The 16,486-nt window shown below is 28.5% G+C and carries 16 protein-coding genes; 4 read left to right on the top strand and 12 right to left on the bottom strand.

From position 1 onward, the window contains the following. Positions 1-69 precede the first annotated feature (69 nt). On the bottom strand, positions 70-885 hold the full coding sequence (gene lgt / locus CAMP18498_RS01660) for a prolipoprotein diacylglyceryl transferase (protein WP_337197053.1): 816 nt from the start codon (positions 883-885) through the stop codon (positions 70-72). Between the two features lie 72 nt (positions 886-957). Between lgt and CAMP18498_RS01655 the strand changes: the two genes are divergently transcribed. Further along, positions 958-1,755 carry a membrane lipoprotein lipid attachment site-containing protein gene (locus tag CAMP18498_RS01655; RefSeq protein ID WP_337197051.1) on the top strand — a complete coding sequence of 266 codons (798 nt, stop codon included), beginning with the start codon at positions 958-960 and terminating at the stop codon, positions 1,753-1,755. On the opposite strand, the gene CAMP18498_RS01650 is transcribed toward CAMP18498_RS01655, so the two are convergent. From CAMP18498_RS01650 to CAMP18498_RS01625, 6 genes are read right to left on the bottom strand one after another with little or no spacing between them, the layout of a single operon-like run. Then, the gene (locus CAMP18498_RS01650; RefSeq protein WP_337197049.1) at positions 1,742-2,281 is read right to left on the bottom strand and encodes a hypothetical protein; all 540 of its coding nucleotides are present in this window, start codon (positions 2,279-2,281) and stop codon (positions 1,742-1,744) included. The genes CAMP18498_RS01655 and CAMP18498_RS01650 overlap by 14 nt on opposite strands. After that, the gene (locus tag CAMP18498_RS01645; protein ID WP_337197048.1) at positions 2,265-2,819 is read right to left on the bottom strand and encodes a hypothetical protein; all 555 of its coding nucleotides are present in this window, start codon (positions 2,817-2,819) and stop codon (positions 2,265-2,267) included. The genes CAMP18498_RS01650 and CAMP18498_RS01645 overlap by 17 nt, the downstream gene beginning before the upstream one ends. Then, positions 2,816-3,781 (bottom strand): hypothetical protein, encoded by a 966-nt coding sequence (locus CAMP18498_RS01640; RefSeq protein WP_337197046.1) that lies wholly within the window; start codon positions 3,779-3,781, stop codon positions 2,816-2,818. The genes CAMP18498_RS01645 and CAMP18498_RS01640 overlap by 4 nt, the downstream gene beginning before the upstream one ends. A gap of 5 nt (positions 3,782-3,786) precedes the next feature. After that, positions 3,787-4,410, bottom strand: coding sequence for a lysophospholipid acyltransferase family protein (locus tag CAMP18498_RS01635; RefSeq protein ID WP_337197045.1), 624 nt, complete (start codon positions 4,408-4,410; stop codon positions 3,787-3,789). Continuing rightward, positions 4,394-5,692 carry a tRNA (N6-isopentenyl adenosine(37)-C2)-methylthiotransferase MiaB gene (miaB, locus tag CAMP18498_RS01630; protein WP_039627961.1) on the bottom strand — a complete coding sequence of 433 codons (1,299 nt, stop codon included), beginning with the start codon at positions 5,690-5,692 and terminating at the stop codon, positions 4,394-4,396. The genes CAMP18498_RS01635 and miaB overlap by 17 nt, the downstream gene beginning before the upstream one ends. Further along, positions 5,689-5,931 (bottom strand): HP0268 family nuclease, encoded by a 243-nt coding sequence (locus tag CAMP18498_RS01625; protein ID WP_039617566.1) that lies wholly within the window; start codon positions 5,929-5,931, stop codon positions 5,689-5,691. The genes miaB and CAMP18498_RS01625 overlap by 4 nt, the downstream gene beginning before the upstream one ends. Positions 5,932-6,054: 123 nt before the next feature. On the opposite strand from CAMP18498_RS01625, the gene nusA reads away from it, so the two are divergent. After that, positions 6,055-7,146, top strand: a complete 1,092-nt coding sequence (gene nusA, locus CAMP18498_RS01620; RefSeq protein WP_337197042.1) for a transcription termination factor NusA — start codon at positions 6,055-6,057, stop codon at positions 7,144-7,146. Here the strand turns inward: nusA and CAMP18498_RS01615 are convergent. From CAMP18498_RS01615 to CAMP18498_RS01605, 3 genes are read right to left on the bottom strand one after another with little or no spacing between them, the layout of a single operon-like run. Further along, entirely contained in the window at positions 7,143-7,496 is a 354-nt protein-coding gene (locus CAMP18498_RS01615; protein WP_039627957.1) for a membrane protein, read from the bottom strand. The two genes, nusA and CAMP18498_RS01615, sit on opposite strands and share 4 nt — an antisense overlap. Continuing rightward, on the bottom strand, positions 7,493-8,866 hold the full coding sequence (locus CAMP18498_RS01610; protein WP_337197040.1) for a cytochrome P450: 1,374 nt from the start codon (positions 8,864-8,866) through the stop codon (positions 7,493-7,495). The genes CAMP18498_RS01615 and CAMP18498_RS01610 overlap by 4 nt, the downstream gene beginning before the upstream one ends. 9 nt (positions 8,867-8,875) lie before the next feature. Continuing rightward, a complete protein-coding gene (locus tag CAMP18498_RS01605) occupies positions 8,876-10,006 on the bottom strand; it encodes a DUF829 domain-containing protein (protein WP_337197038.1) in 1,131 nt (376 codons plus the stop codon). A 163-nt stretch (positions 10,007-10,169) separates the two neighbouring features. Between CAMP18498_RS01605 and CAMP18498_RS01600 the strand changes: the two genes are divergently transcribed. Then, a complete protein-coding gene (locus CAMP18498_RS01600) occupies positions 10,170-11,678 on the top strand; it encodes an SGNH/GDSL hydrolase family protein (RefSeq protein WP_337197037.1) in 1,509 nt (502 codons plus the stop codon). Positions 11,679-11,684: 6 nt separating this feature from the next. On the opposite strand, the gene kpsS is transcribed toward CAMP18498_RS01600, so the two are convergent. Beyond that, positions 11,685-12,854 carry a capsule polysaccharide modification protein KpsS gene (kpsS, locus tag CAMP18498_RS01595; protein WP_337197035.1) on the bottom strand — a complete coding sequence of 390 codons (1,170 nt, stop codon included), beginning with the start codon at positions 12,852-12,854 and terminating at the stop codon, positions 11,685-11,687. Continuing rightward, positions 12,851-14,881: a capsular polysaccharide biosynthesis protein gene (locus CAMP18498_RS01590; protein ID WP_337197034.1), complete on the bottom strand. Its 2,031-nt coding sequence runs from the start codon at positions 14,879-14,881 to the stop codon at positions 12,851-12,853. Before CAMP18498_RS01590 ends, kpsS begins: the two co-directional genes overlap by 4 nt. An 84-nt stretch (positions 14,882-14,965) precedes the next feature. Between CAMP18498_RS01590 and CAMP18498_RS01585 the strand changes: the two genes are divergently transcribed. Then, the coding region (locus tag CAMP18498_RS01585) for a hypothetical protein (protein WP_337197033.1) at positions 14,966-16,486 on the top strand (1,521 nt) is incomplete at its 3' end.

Below are 16,486 nucleotides of genomic sequence, written 5' to 3'. Positions count from 1 at the left end.
CTTTTAAAAGTTGATAAGTTTTAATATCGGAGCAATTATAGAACTTTTATTCTTAAAATAAATAAAAATTTATAAATTTTTTTTAATATTTCTTAAATAAAAAGATAGAAATAGTCCTAATAAAAACATTAATAAACTCAATATCTGACCCATACTCATACCAAAAGCAATAAAGCCTATACCGAAATCAGGCTCTCTAAAAAACTCGCATACAAAGCGTGCTAGGGCATATAAAATCGTATAGTAAGCAATTAATTCTCCATTGTATTTTTTATATTTTTTTATTAATAGTAAAATAGCAAAAACCACAAATCCTTCCAAAAATGCTTCATAAAGCTGCGATGGATGACGCAATATCCCATCTACATAAATACCCCAAGGTACTTCTGTAGCTCTACCAAATAATTCTTGGTTTAAAAAATTTCCGATACGCCCAAAAATATATCCACATGGTACACTAATAGCAACCAAATCTAAATATTTCCATAAATTCTGCTTATTTTTTTTACAAAAAGCATAAGTTGCTATCAAAAATCCCACAACAGCTCCATGATAACTCATACCTCTAATCCCTACAAATTCTCCATTATAAAAGGGATTAAAAATTTGCCAAGGATGTGTAAGATACCATAAAGTATGCACATCATAAATTAAAATATAACCTATTCTTGCACCTAAAATCACCCCTATTTCTACCCATATAAAATAGCTATCAAGCATAGCTTTAGAAATTCCCATATTGTCTTTAATCGCATAGTATTTTGCAACCATTAAAGCAACAAGCAGAGCTAGCACATACATAATGCCATACCAATGCACTTTTAAACCAAAAATTTCAAAAGCTACCACATCAAAATTTGCATAAATATTTTGCCAAAATTCCATAAAAAGCCCTTATTGTAAAACATATAATATAGCAAAAAATTGTTATAATTATAAAAATCACAAGGAGAGAAAATGAAAAAAATATTATTATTTTTTAGCATAATTTTATTTTTAAGTGCTTGCGCTGGTAATCAAAAAACATATTATATTTCTATGCCAAATTTTAAAAGCACTTTTGAAGAACACAACCACACAAATGCTAATAACCCTAAAGTCAAAATCAATGATGTAGAAATTATAAAAAGTACTTTTTATAGTTCATATTTTGAGCAATCTACTCTAAATCAAAGAATCAACAAAAGCTTAGAATTACTCAAAAAACAACTTTTAGAAGATAGCAAAGCATTGCTTCAAAGTAAAGGATATATTATAGATAATGAAAATCCTGACTATGTTTTTAATATAGTTATTAATGCTAATTTATATGAAGATAAGGTTACAAGAAATTCAAGTCTTGGAGGCGATAGCGTAGAGTCTTCTTTTATGATTATTTTAGAAGCTCAAAGTCATTTAAATAATTTACATCAAGAAGATACTTTTCAAAGCACAACAAGCTCAGCAAAATTAAATGATCCTGTTATTTTAAATTATCCTATAAAAGGTCAAGCAAGCATAGAAAGCTTTAGAGAGGTATACAGTGCTGTTCCTACTCAGCTTAATGAAAGTCTTGCAGCAAGTGCTTTAGAAATTGATAAAGTTTTTGTTGCTTTTTATAAAGAAATCACATCTAGTCTAAAAACTAGTGTAAAAGAAATCAAAGAAGAGTCAAAAACACAAGAAAATTCAAAAGTTCAAGATGTAAAACAAGATGATAAAAAAGAAGAAAAAGTTACTCCTTATCAAAATAATGAAGTAATTATTTTTGAATAGCCTGTGCATAAAACACATCAATCTTAAATTTAAGATTGATGTGTTTTTCTTCGGATTTAAACTCTACAGGAGTGCTAATTTCTATTAAATTTTTATATCTTTGTAAATCATTTAAAAAAGAGTAAAAAGCTTGAGGATTTTTCATCTTTACATTAGCTCCAAATTGGTATTTTAAATACTCTTGCTCTTTTTTAATAGGAATGAGATTGATTTTTACATCATCAAAGTAATTTTTCATAAATTCTAATAATTCTTTTTGTGAAAATTCTGCATTAATTTGAGCTAAATTTTGCGCATTCACCTTTTGAAACTCATCAATAACTTTTTCTAAAGCTTGCAACTCATTTATTGCTTTAGTATTTTGAATTTGCTGGGTTGCTAATCTTGAATGTTCGATTTTATAATCTTTCAAAAAAGGCACGATTAAAAATAAAATCAAAATTGCACAAAGCGCTACAAATGAAAAAGAATAAATCAAGATTTTTAATACATCAGCTTCTTCTAAGCTCTTATCGTTTTTGCTCATACATTTCCTCTGGTATAGTAATATTTACACTTACAAAGCGATACCACCCATTTTCTAATTGATAATAACTTGTTTGAGAATTGGAAAAAATACTTCTTAATGGAGCCTCTAATAACAATGCAAACATCTCTTTAGTAGGTGTAATGCCTCTTAAAATAAGCGATCTATCTTCCATTAAAACCTCATCTAAAGATATGTTTTTAGGCACTAAAGTAAAAAGATTTTGAATACTTTTTAATAAAACTTTATTTTTACCATTTTCTTGTTCTTGCTCTAAATCTCCCAAAATCAACTCTGCTTTATCATTTTGTTTTACTAATTCTTGATATTTAAGCTTATTAGCATTAATTTGTGCGATAATTTGAGCTAACTCTTCTTTTTTATTATCAAGTTGTACAGACGCATAATAGCTTTTAAAAACTACCACAATAAATACTACAAAAATCAAAGTAACACTAATGCTAGTAAAATAAATCCAAATTCTAGTAAAAAGATTAAAAACAGGTTTTATCTTAGGTTTGATTAGACTATATCTCATAATTTTAAGTCCTTCACCATAAGTTCATTCATCAAATTTAGAGTATCTACAAGTTCTACTTTAGGTTTTATAAAAAGCTCATTTTCTAAATAATCAAGCGAGGTCGAACTAAAACTTTCCTCATCAAAAATCACAATTTCTTCCAAAAAGCTATTATCATACAAAGGATTTTGATAAAACTCTTTTACACTTGAAATGATGTATTCTATCATTTTCATATCTGAGCTAAAATTTTCCAAAGACTCAATAGGAAGCTCTTTTTTTTCTTCATCTAATTCCTCAAGTTTATCAAGCTCTTGACTCATTTCTTCTAAACTTTTTAAATCATAATTTTGTTCATTTTCTTCTTCTTGATTTTCATCATCAATTTGTAAATCAAATTCTTCTTTAATATCATCAAAAAAATCATCTTCATCATAATTTTGACTAGCTATATTAAAATAACTTCCAAATAATATAGCTTCATTTTTACAAATTAACATCGCAACAAAATCATGGTATCTATACACATAAAGGCCTATTTTTTCTTCAAAACCTCTATTTGCCATACAATGATAAAGCAAAGAAAAAGGCGAATAAAGTAAATCCAAACCACCAAAAGCCTCATAATCTTGCTCATATGAGCTTAAAGAATGATTAGATGCATACAATAAACCATTATTAAAAGAAATACACTTAACACCACTTGCATCAACACCAAAATTGGAAAGATCTTTAAAATTTGAGCTTGGCACAACGCCTTGGGCAATAGGAGTAAAAAAAGTGCATATGTAATAAATTTGAAAATCTTTAGTTAAATTTTTTACATATTCTATGGCTTTTTCTTTATCTTCAAAGCTTTTTTCAAAAGTATCAACAACTTGGGATTTTTTCCAAGTATGACATCTTATAATGTATTGTTTTTCATCATAGCAAATACAAACTAAAAGTTGTAAAATATACTTTCTAAAAAAAGATAACATAGTGTTTATCCTTTGTCTATTTGACTTATCATATCAAATTTTTCTTTTATCAATACTTTAGCTTCTTCTAAATTTAAATTTTGTATTTTGATTTCTTCACTTAGTCTATAAGTAATCTTGGAAAAAGGTTTAGGTAAGATCATTTTATCCCAACTTTTAAATTCCCAAAAAGAACTTGCTTCATAATTTAGCAAAAAAAGCGGAGCATTTTTTTTCAAAGCTATCATCACAGAACCATCTGAAACACTATGATAAGGCCCTCTTGGTCCATCTGGAGTGATAATCACATCATCACCTTGATCTAAGATTTTAAAAGATTGTTTTAATAAAACCAAAGCACCCTTGCTTGTGCTACCTCTTAAAGTATCTAAACCAAAAAAAGCAATATTTCTAGCAATGATTTCTCCATCTTTATGGTGTGAAATCATCACATAAGCCTTTTTTCCTTTGATACCCATTTTACGATAAGCAAAAGGCATGAGAGCAAGACGCCCATGCCAAAAAAGTATCACACATGATCTTTTTGGAAGCTTTTGCCCTAAATAAACCTTTCTACAAGTTAAAAAAATCAGCCATTGTAATAAAAAAATTCCAAAAGCTAAAAGATTAATCTTAAAGGATTTCGCCATTTAACACCATACGCCTAGGATTGGTGATTTTTACTTTTTTCATTTGTCCTAATAACTCTTCACTACCTTTAACTTGAATCAAAAAGTTATTATCACTTCTACCTGCTACAAAACCTTCACTTCTTAATTCTTCAAATAAAACTTCAAATTCTTTATCTTTTTGTTTTGCAACAATTTCATCTAAAATTTCTGTATGTCTTGCTTGTAAAATACTCAAGCGTTTTGAAGCTATATCATCAGGAATTTGATTTGGCATAGTTGCAGCTTTAGTTAGTGGTCTTTTAGAGTATTTAAAAGAAAACATTTGCTCAAAACGCACTTTTTCAAGCACATCCATAGTATCTTCAAAGTCTTTATCACTCTCACCTGGAAAAGCTACAATCACATCAGTGGAAATACTCACATCTTTACACATAGAACGCAATTTCAATGCTCTATCTAAATACCACTCTTTAGTATAACCACGTTTCATAGCTTTTAAAATTTCACTCGAACCACTTTGCAAAGGCATATGCATAGACTTACAAACTTTAGGATTTTTAGAAAAAACCTCTAAAAATCTATCATCCATATGCAATGGATGTGGACTTGTAAAGCGGATACGCTCTAAACCTTCGATTTCACTTAACTTTTCCAAAAGATCTGAAAAATTAATCTTTTCATGTGCATTAGAAAATCTTTTACCATAATTATTAACATTTTGCCCTAATAAAAAAATCTCTTTAGCACCTTTAGAAACAGCTTTTAATGCTTCATTTTTAATAATCTCAAAAGGTATAGAAATTTCATCTCCTCTTGTGTGAGGCACTATACAATAAGTACAATGTTTATCACAACCTATAGAGATATTAATATAAGTCTTATAAAGGCTATTTCTAAAATCTGCAAAAGCATAATTACTCTCATCAAAATCTATATCATTGCCTAAAAATTTTGGCGTATTTACAGCCTTTGTGATTTTAGAAACATTTCTAGCACCCAAAACAAAATCCACATTAGGAGCACGCTTAAAAATCTCATCTCCTAAATGCGAAGCAGTGCAACCACAAACTCCTATTTTAGCTCCATTTTTTTTGATTTTTTCAAAACTTCCAACTTCTGAAAAAAGCTTATGCACGGGTTTTTCACGCACTGAGCAAGTATTGATTAAAATCAAATCTGCTTCTTTTGCGTCTTGAGTTAATTCGTAATTTTCTTTTTCTTTAAGTTCGGCTATCATATGCTCTGAATCACGCACATTCATAGCACAACCTAAAGTTTGTATAAAAAGTTTTTTACTCAAAGAATGTGTACCTCATACATAAAATCTGTATCATCTAAACCATATTTGATCGTTCTATGATAAACACATTTTCCTTTTTTTTCAAAATGCTCTACTAAAGCGATTAATTGCTTATGCGCATTGTCTTTATCAAAATAGAAAAATTTTTGACCTTCTTTATCTACAGCCTTTTCAATACTTTCTAAACTTATACTTTTTGGCTTTTCATCAACAGAGGTTCTTGCTATTTTTAAATCCATATCATCATCCTCAAGTTTTTTTAATCTGAAATTATAGCAAATTTTACTTTTAATTAAACTTATTAAAGATATAATTTTATTCTTCAAACTTTTAAAATCCAAAATTAAGGTTGTATTGTCATTATGGAAAAAATCACAGATATAATTGAATCCATTGCTAATGAGAAAAATTTACAAATAGAAGATGTAAGAGAAAGAGTTAAAAAAGCACTTATTAATACTGCTAAGAAAATTTATGGCGATAAGTATGAATTTTTTGTTGATTCAGGTAAAAATTTACAACTTTATCAAAAAATCATCGTAGTAGCTGATAATGATGAAAGATTAGAAAATGAAAATGAGCATTTTATCGCTTTAAGTAAAGCAAGAGCAGAAGCTAAAGATGTAGAAATTGGCGATGAGTTAACTTATGAGTGTTCTTTAGAAAATTTAGGCCGTACTGCTGTAAATATCTTACATAAAGAATTAGAATATAACATTCAAAAACTCTTAGAAGAAAAAATCTATGAAAAATACCAAAAAATGGTAGGACATATGGTTTTTGGTAGCGTAGTAAGAGTGGATAGCGAAGAAAATACTTATATAGAAATTGATGAGTTTCGTGCATATTTACCTAGAAAAAATCGTATCAAAGGTGAAAAATTTAAAGTAGGCGATGTGATTAAAGCTGTCATTAGACATGTATATATCGATAAATCAGGTATGAGAATGGAGCTTAGTAGAACTAGCCCTAAATTTTTAGAAGCTTTATTAAAAGCTGAAGTTCCTGAAATCAAAGATGGCCTTATAAATATTTATGCAAGTGCAAGAATTCCAGGTGAGAGAGCAAAAATTATCTTACAAGCAAATAGTCCAAGCGTTGATGCAGTAGGAGCAACTGTGGGCATAAAAGGAGTTAGAATCAATGCTGTAAGCAAAGAATTAAAAAATGAAAATATCGACTGCATTGAGTATTCTAATGAAATGGCAATTTTAATCACTAGAAGCCTAGCTCCAGCTATTATAAACTCAGTTAGTATTGAAGATAAAAAGACTATTGTAACGCTAAATAGTGAGCAAAAAAGCAAAGCCATAGGAAAAAGTGGGATCAATATACGCTTAGCAAGCATGCTTCTTGGATATGAGATAGAACTCAATGAAGTAAACAGTGAAGAAAAAACTAACAACCAAGAAGAAGCATTTAAAAATCTTAAGGCTTTATTTGGAGAAAATTAAAGTTGCTTACCGACGGTTTGCTCGGTAAGCTTTCTTTCTAAAACTAAATCTACTATAGGTTGTTCCCTTTTATTTGCCTTTTGGCAATGATTTTTATCAAAAAAATCTGTGATTTTAATAACTATTTTAGCCCATCTTTTATCACGTTCTCTCCAAGCATGAGATGATAAAGACTCCCAAGCATAACCATTAAACAAAGTAGCATTGACAAAATGATCAAGCGCTCTCACACCCTGTCTAACCCTAGCAGGATTACCAAAAGTTCCTACTATAACAATAAAAAGATAACTAATCACCGCTAAAGGAACGATAGCACAAAGTAGTATGGTTCCTGCTAATTTTTCTTTCATTTTTGCCTTTTTATAAATCTTATATTCATACCATTTGCTGATCTTATAGTCAGTCTTCCTACAATATCAGGCACGAAATTTTCTTCTAATTCTAACTTATAAGTCCTTAAAATATTAGCTAAAATCAAAACAGCCTCTTGCATAGCAAAGCCCTGCCCTATACACACACGCTCTCCCATACCAAAAGGCATATAGGTGTCTTTTTTAATCTTACTTTTATCTTCATGGCGACTTGGATTAAACTCATGTGGATTTTCCCAAAAACTATCGTGTCTATGAATAAGCCATGGAGCTACCACTACACCTGAACCTTTTTTAATAAACTTATCTCTCATTTTGCTTTCATTTCTTGCTTCTCTAGCAAAAAAGCCAACCGGCGGATAAAGTCTTAAACTTTCTTTAAACACATTTGTAAGATATTTCATTGCTCTAATATGTTCTATCTTAAACTCCTCATCACCTGCAACTTGCATGATTTCTTCATAAGCTTTTTGTTGTTCTTTTGGAGAAATACTTAAAATATATAGTGTCCAAGTTAGCGAGCTTGCAGTAGTTTCATGGCCTGCTAAGAAAAGCATGGCAACTTGGTCTAAAATTTCATTAAAAGAAAATCTCTCATTAGTATCTGCATCTACTACCATAAGCAATGATGATAAAATATCTTCATATTTTCCTTGATCATTTAGGACATTATCATATCTTGGTTTTATAATATCTGATAAAACCTTGCGTATAACTCCGCCTGCTTTAAGTCTTTTTCTCTCACCCAAAAGATTTGAAAGCCAAGTTGGAAAACGAAACATTCTTCGCATAGCTGTTTTAACTGTTTCTTCTTGCACAGTTACAAAAGCATCTAAAACAAGCTTACCTTTTTGCTCATCAAGTTTTGATGACATGATAGTTCTAAAAATCACATCTGCAGTTACAAAAGTCATAGCTTCATCTACTTCTATAATCGCTTTATCTTCATACTTTGCAAATCTTGCCATCATATCAGAAGCTGCTTCACTCATCAAATTAAAAACCTTAGAAATCCTTGTCATTTCAAAAGAAGGTCTTAAAAGCTCTCTTTGTTTTTCCCATACTCTATCATTAGTCGTAAAAATGCTTATACCTAAAAGTGGCTCTAAAAGCTCATGTAAAAGTTGGCTTTTTGGATATTCTCTAACCTCATCTACCATAATACGTCTAACTTCTTTTGGATCATTTATTACATATAGATCAAAGCCAGGCATTTTTACTCTACCCATCATCATTTTATAGCTTCGCTCATAAAGTCCATCAAGCCACGATCTTCTTTTTAGTAAAAAAGTAGTTAATGTAGAAGCTTTATTTTTATAAGGCTTTGGATGAAAAGGACACTGACCCATGTTTTTCTCCTATTTGATTTTTTCTTCTAATTTATTTTTACCTATGATAAATTCAAAAAAGTTATATACCCCTTGAATTTGCGTGGCAAATAAATATAAAAAATGTGCTTTATATTTATCTTTTTTAATTTTTTTATAATCTATGCTTTTATATAAGGTATGAAATTTAGCCGAAAGGTATTTTGGACTAAATTGTGCTTTTACTCCGCTTGTGCGTATAAAATCAACTTGTGCAAAGCAAGCCCCATCGATAATAGAGGTAAAATCATACCATATTAAATTTTTACTTCCTAAATACTCTAAGTCTTTTCTAAACTCAAAAGATCTTTTTTGATAGCTTACCAAAGGTATGCACTCACCTAAAGTTAAAACCTTTAAATTTTCAAAAGAAATATTTTCTTTTTCACATTTTCTAAGCACTTTTGCTAAAACATTTATGCAAAGCACCGTTCCTACGCTATGTGCGCTTAAGATGAGCTCATAGTTTTTATCATTTGCATTTTCTTTTAGTTTTTCAAAAATAACTCTAGCAAAATCATCCATTCTTAACTCAAGCTCACCTTGAGAATTTTTCTCCCAGTTTGCACAAAAAGAACAAATTCTAGCTATCCAAAAAACAGCTAATTTCTTGCCTAATTTATAAAGTATTTTTGGTAAAAATACTAATGATAAAATAAAAACCAAAATTCCTAAAATAATATGAAAATTTTGCAAATAAAATAAGCTTCCAAAAGCACAAGCTAAAGTAAAAATCAAACTCAAAAGTACATAAAAAAATGGATAATAGCCTGTGATGAGTTGGTGTGGAGATTCTTTACCAAATTTTAAAAAAAGCCCTGTTATAGTATAAATTCGAAAAAAACTATAGCAATCACTCAAGGCATCTTTTATACCTTCTGACCAGTTTTTTTTGACTATATCATTCCAGCTTAAAAAGATGTAAGTGGTGTTTGCATATGGGGTTTGAATTTGCCAAAGAGGATAAGCATTAACCTGAGCTTTTGATAAAGTATAATTATAATTTAAAAGTATATTTTGCTCGGCTAAATTTTTTTTAAACATAGCATAATAATGCCTATATCCTCTAGGATCATAACCAGCTATATAAAAAACATCTCTTTTTTGACACAATTTATCCATTAAAATCCCAAATAAACTCAAAATGAATTTAAAAATATAGCTAAAGTTGTTATCTTTGTCAAATGCTTATTTAAAGGCAAAATGAGGTGTTTTTACTCTGAAATTATTCATTAAAAAATATTTTATAAAATAAATAAAAAATTATAAAATCAAGAAAGAACTTATGGATGTAATCTTACTAGGTGGTAGCAATAGTGTAGTTAAAAATGGTCTTAGAATAGGTCTTGAAAATAAAGACATTACACTACATAATTACGCTTTAGGACTTAGCACTTCTTTACAAAATCTTTATGAGTTAATACGCCATGAAAAAACTATAATCAACAGTGATTTTCTCATCAGTGAATCAAATATCAATGATTATTTAAGCCCTATGAGTTTAAATATTATACTTAGAAATATTGATTATTTTTACGAGGAACTTTACAAAGCAAACAAAATTACCATAGTGCTTATACTCCCTATACCAGCTTGTAATGACAAATCAAAAGCTATCAATGAAGCTCATAGGAAAAATTGTGCTTATTATGGTTTTAATCTAATCGATGTAGACTTTTATTACAAAAAAAATAATCTTTATGATTTTGATCAAAACTATAAATTTCACCCTATGCCACTAGCTATGCAAGAGCTTGGAAAAAACATCATTAAAAATTTACATAGCTTTAAAAAATCCAAAGAAAATATCATTTGCTCGAAAAGAAAATATCATATCTTTGCACCTTCAAATTTAACTAAAATAGAACATAAAAACTCATTTTTTTGTGAAAAAACTACAAAGATTAAAGCTAATGAAAAAATCATTTTTCCAAAAGAGTTAAAAAACTATCAAATTTTAGGCATACATACTTGGAATCACACCAATTCATCAACCCATGCTATATCATCTATAAGCATTGAAAACTCATCTTTTAAATTAGTAAAAAATTTTGGACTTATCAATACTTTTCAAGATATACAAAATGAAAAAGCAATTTGCGATGAGCAAACCTTTTTGTATGTTAATACACAAATTATCAAGCAAAACGAGGAAAGTTCTGGCTTAAGCATAGCAAATGAAAAAACACCAAGGCTTGATTATGTGGACTTAATAGGAATTTTACTTTTAGAAAATGATAATGATAAAAAAATTGAATGTAAGAATTATCTTACAAATACCCATGATTCTTTAATACCACCTATAGCATTTTATAAAGAATTAGCACTAGAATACCATGAACTAAAAAAACTTGATATGCAAACATTTTTACAAAGTCAAAATCATAGTCTTTTACATTTTTTAGACCACAAAGGTTTAAAAAATGAATATGAAATATTCATCCATCAAGACAATAGGCTTTATGGAGCTAGTTTAAGGATAAAAGAAAGACTAAGCTATAAGCTTGGGGAAACTATCATGAAAAATAGCAAAAGCTTTTTAGGATACTTCAAAATACCTTTTGAATTAAGAAAAGTCAAAAAAGATCATTTTAAAAATCAAAAAGATCAAAAAAACTTACCACCACTAAAAGCTTATGCTGACTATAAACATGCTCAAATAGCCAAAACACATTTGCCTTATCTTTTAGGCAATGCACTTTTGCAAGCTTCAAGAACTCCTTTTAAAATAGGCTATTTAAGCTTACCTTTTAAACTAAAAAAAATTGCAAAAAACTACAAAAAGAAAATTTAATCTAAACTAGTATTTTTGAAAAAAATTTCCATTGACTTGGGTTTTATATATCACATAATTTCTAAATTTAGCATGTAAAACCGCATCAGGTTTATATGCTCTGCATTCTTTCCAAAAAGTATGCAAGCTTTTTTGATAAGTCAAACCTTCAATATCATAAAAGGCTTTTCCCATAACCTTTAAAGGACTATTGTGATATAAAGCAGAAAGTCCTACTGTGCTATTTATGACTATGGTGCCTCTTGCATTGATTAAGAGCGTAGGTAAGTGTAAGTCATGTACATATAAAATTCTACCCTCGACATTGTATTTTAAGCTCAAATCTTCTATAAGTTTTGTGTAATCCCTATAACCACGATCCATAGGATGGTGCTTAAAAACTAGATATGACTTTGCTTTGGCATGATTAGCAAAAGAGATGATCACTTCTTCTATAAATTTTTCTGTAGTTTTTTTATAATGATGGGAGAGTTGAGTATCATTGTGCACTTGTAAAATAGCTAAAAAATACTTTTGTTTTAGGGAAAGAATTTTTTCATTTAAACTTTTTTCTGTGATTTTGTATTTGTTTTTTCTATATACTGAGCAAAGCCAAGGTAAAAAGTCAAATAGTTTTAAACTTCTATGATGTAAAGAATTATTAAAATACCAAGAAAATAAAAAAGCAAAAAGCCAGTATAAAAATGAAGCAAAGGCCATATTTTTAAAAGTACTTGAGAAAGTTTTAAATTTAAAATCTTTATCAAATTTTTTCTGACTTAGGTAAAATTCTTTTTCTCTTGGTAAAGTCGAGTTTGCATTCACTCCATCTTTTTCAAAAGTAATAAAATTTGGTCTAATATAACCTTCTTCAAAAATCCATACTTCAATACCCATTTGCTTAGCAACATTAATGGCGATTTCATGCACTTTTCTACAATCATTATACATCAAGATGACTTGAATTTGTTTTTCTTCAAAAAGCTTTTTATAAAAGTCTTCAAGCTCAGCTAAACTTTTAGTGTAATTAATACTTTTAAAAGGATAAAAGAAAAAATCTCCACCATTAAAATTTACTTTATAAACCTTAGCTTGCGGAATTTTTGTAGCAATTTTACGAAAAAACCCTCCCACAGGCCCTTGAAGCAATAAAACATTTTTGCCAGAAAATTTTTTTAACTTTTTACTTAAATTCATCTAATCAAAATAAATTCTATCAATCTTCTTATTTTTCTTAATATATAAATTCTTATATCCATAAACCAACGCAAATAAAATTTAGAAAAATAATCTTTTTGTATTTTTAACATTATATCTAAAGCAAGCTCAACTTCACATAAATTTTTACTTTTTGGATGGATGTATCTTGGATAAAGGATCAAAACCCCCGCAACTAACTCTTCTAAACTAAGCATTCTTGTACGTCTTGGAATTTCATGCAAATCCATAGTTAACCCCCAGCCTGCATAAAAAGGCTTACCATACACTACTACTTTTTTACCACGCAAAAGAGCATCAAAACCACTTGTAGAGGTTATAGTATGTACTTCATCACTCACATTTATAGCACTATCTATGCTGACATTTTCTATAATCTCATCACAATATTTTAAAATAATGTTTTTATCTTTTAAACCCTTACGGTTACCGCTTAAAACATCAGGGTGAGGTTTAAAAACTATGAAGGCATTTTCATTTGCCTCTCTTACACTTTGTAAAAGTTTTAAGGTATCATAACCTGCACCACCTAAGATCATAGAAGCATCATCTTCTACTTGAGCAGGGATTAAAATGATTTTTTTATTAGTATTAAAATTTAATGTTTCATGCTTTAAGCCATTATACTTTGAAAATTTATTTTGTGTGATGGTGGTGATGAGTTTTTTAGCTCTTTGTTTTAAGCTTTCATCGAAAATGTGATTTTGCAAAATATCTTCTAAATCACTTGACTTGCTTGGATCAACATACAAGCCTTTGCTATCTACTATTAAAGAAAAAGGGCGCGTAAGATCTGAGCCCAAAAAAACAGAGCGTAAAAAGCCATCTTCTACTAAGAAAATTTCATTATTAAAATCTTTGACTAATAAAGCTTTATCATACTTTTTACCCCAAATGAAAATTTTATCCTCAGGATTTAAATTCGCTTTGTAAAGTTCATCTAGTGAATTTAAAAAAATAATCTTATTGCTTTTTGCTTTAAAAAATGGCTTCATAAACCAACGCTTCCACAAAGTAAAACCTAAAAAATACAAAGTATTTGAATTAGCTTGTTCTATCTTTTTATACTTTGCTAAAGTATAAAAAGTATCAAAAATATCACTTTTTTGATTTAAATAAGGATTAAAATACTCACTATATAAAATATAAGCAGCACAAAAAACCTCTTCTAAACTTCTTTTTTTAAGCCTTCTTTTGCACTCTAACTTATCTTGAGTCAAACCCCAACCTGCATAAAAAGGTATACCATAACACACACATTCGCATCCTAACATCAAAGCTTCAAAGCCCATACCAGAAGTCTTAGTATAAGCTTTTTTAAAATAACTTAGCAATTCTATGGGATTATAATTTTCTTTTATAACTACACATTTGCTTGGTAAATCTTGTGCGTTAAAATCGCTTTGTTTTTTACCACTTAATACATCAGGATGAATTTTAATGTATATTTTAGCATTTGGATTTTCTTTGATAGCATCATTTATGATATCTTGAGTTGAAAAACTATCAGCTAAGCCAAATTTAAGAGAAGCATCATTTGCTACTTGAGTGATGATTAATACGCGTTCTTCATTAGCACTAAAAAGCTCTTTTGGTACGCAAAGATTATTATTATACTTGCTAAGTTTTTCTTTTTTTATAAGCTCTATAGCTTTTTTTGCTTGTTCTAGCTCTTCGGTACTAAACTCATAAGTATTTAAAATATTTTCAAGTTTAGATGGCACAGTTGCATCGTAATAAATTCCCACATCATCTTTAACGATAGAAAAACTTGGACTATCTTCTACACCTAAATTTAGTGAGCGTAAAAAGCCATCTTCTAAAAGCAAAAATTTTGCATTATGTTTTTTGGCTAATTCTATAGCCCTCAATCCCGACTTTTTTCTACCCCAACCTACAAAAATATCTTCTTTTATAATGATTTTACGAGTATGATATAGAGTTATTGTATAAAAATTTTTAACATTAATTATAAGTTTTTTGGAAATTGCATATAAAGTTACCATACAATTAATCTTTTTTAGTGTATTATATATAATAAAATATAATATAATTATACATTTTATTTACTAAACAAACAAGGGTAAAGTATGATGGAGTATATTAAGCGTTTCATAGATAGATGTAAAGATAATAAAAATTTTAAATACAATGAATATGATTTTTCTAAATATAGTGGAGAATTATCACAAATATGCGAAATGAAAGAAAAAAAAGATTTGTATGGTATTGTAAATTTTTATAAAAGTTTTGAAAATAAAAAATATTTTGAAGTGTACCATCCAATAAATAATAATATATTAACAAGAGCTATATATTCATATAAAGACTGTGTAATTTTTATTGATAAATCAAATAAATACATATGGGCAGCTTTTCAGGCAAGAGGTATATTTGATTATTTCATAGTAGATGATATAATATACGGAACTCCAAACGCTCATTCGAATTACAATGTTTTTTTAAACACTATAAAAGAAATACCTTATACTAAATGTTTATTTGATGATATAAGTTTTGGATATTCAATAAACAACAAACATCCTTGGCATTTTTTTTATGATATTCTCCAATATTTCTTAATTCTTAATACTAATAAATTTATTAATTCAACAGAAGCATTTTACATACCTCCTGGATGCCAATATACAAACGAAAAAATAGTATATCTACCATTAAAAGTAATAAGCATACACAAAGTAATTGGAACAACGCAAAACATACAAATACTGACAAATATGTCCGATAAGATATTTAAACAATTCAATAGCACTAACGATAGCGATAATCAATATGAATTAACACTATTTATAAGTTTTGTTTACAGAAAAAACATAAAAACATGGGTAAATCAAGTAGAGGCTATAGCGCAGTTAATTAAAATGCTAAATAAAAAATACAAAAATATACGAGTGTTTTTAGACTCTGTAAAAACTCTAAATAATAAACAAAAAACTGATACTGGTCATGAAACAAACGAATATATTAATACTTTTTTAAATTATTTTGCAAATCAAAAATATAACAATATAAAAATTAAAATTTTACAAGGTATGACTTATAAAGAAGCGGCATTATACTGCCTCCAATCTGACTTATGTATAGTTGAATCAGGTAGTGGAGGAATTTTACCCATAATATTGTGTAAAAAACCAACCATACTATATGGAAATTTGGCATATTTAGATCTTGCTAAAATGTATAAAAATAGCAACTTAACAGAAATTAATATTGTAAAAAAAGAATTTGTTAAATTAGTAAGTAAAGCTTATAATTCTTGGGATTGGGGAGGAGAAAGAAACTATTATATACCTTGGCAACATATCTACAACTTAACAGCCGAACTTTTAGAACAACTAAGTTTAAATGGTAAACTAAAGATCAAAAATCTTAAAATACATCGCCTTGAAATTCCACCTGTAGAATTAGCGGCTAAACAATACGAGCTAGAACAAAAACTACAAGTTAAACTTCCTATAGAAAGCGTATCTTTATACAGTGATTTACAAACCACAATTACAATTCTAACCAATGAAAAACAAAGTTTAATTGATGATAAAATAAATTTGCAAAACCAATTAGCTCAATTTCAAAATACTTTAAATTTCCTA

Origin of the sequence: Campylobacter sp. W0066.2, assembly GCF_024723515.1 — a bacterium.
Classification (GTDB): Bacteria; Campylobacterota; Campylobacteria; order Campylobacterales; family Campylobacteraceae; genus Campylobacter_D.
Note: the sequence above shows the minus strand (reverse complement) of the source record. Positions and strands in the feature narration are given on the sequence as shown.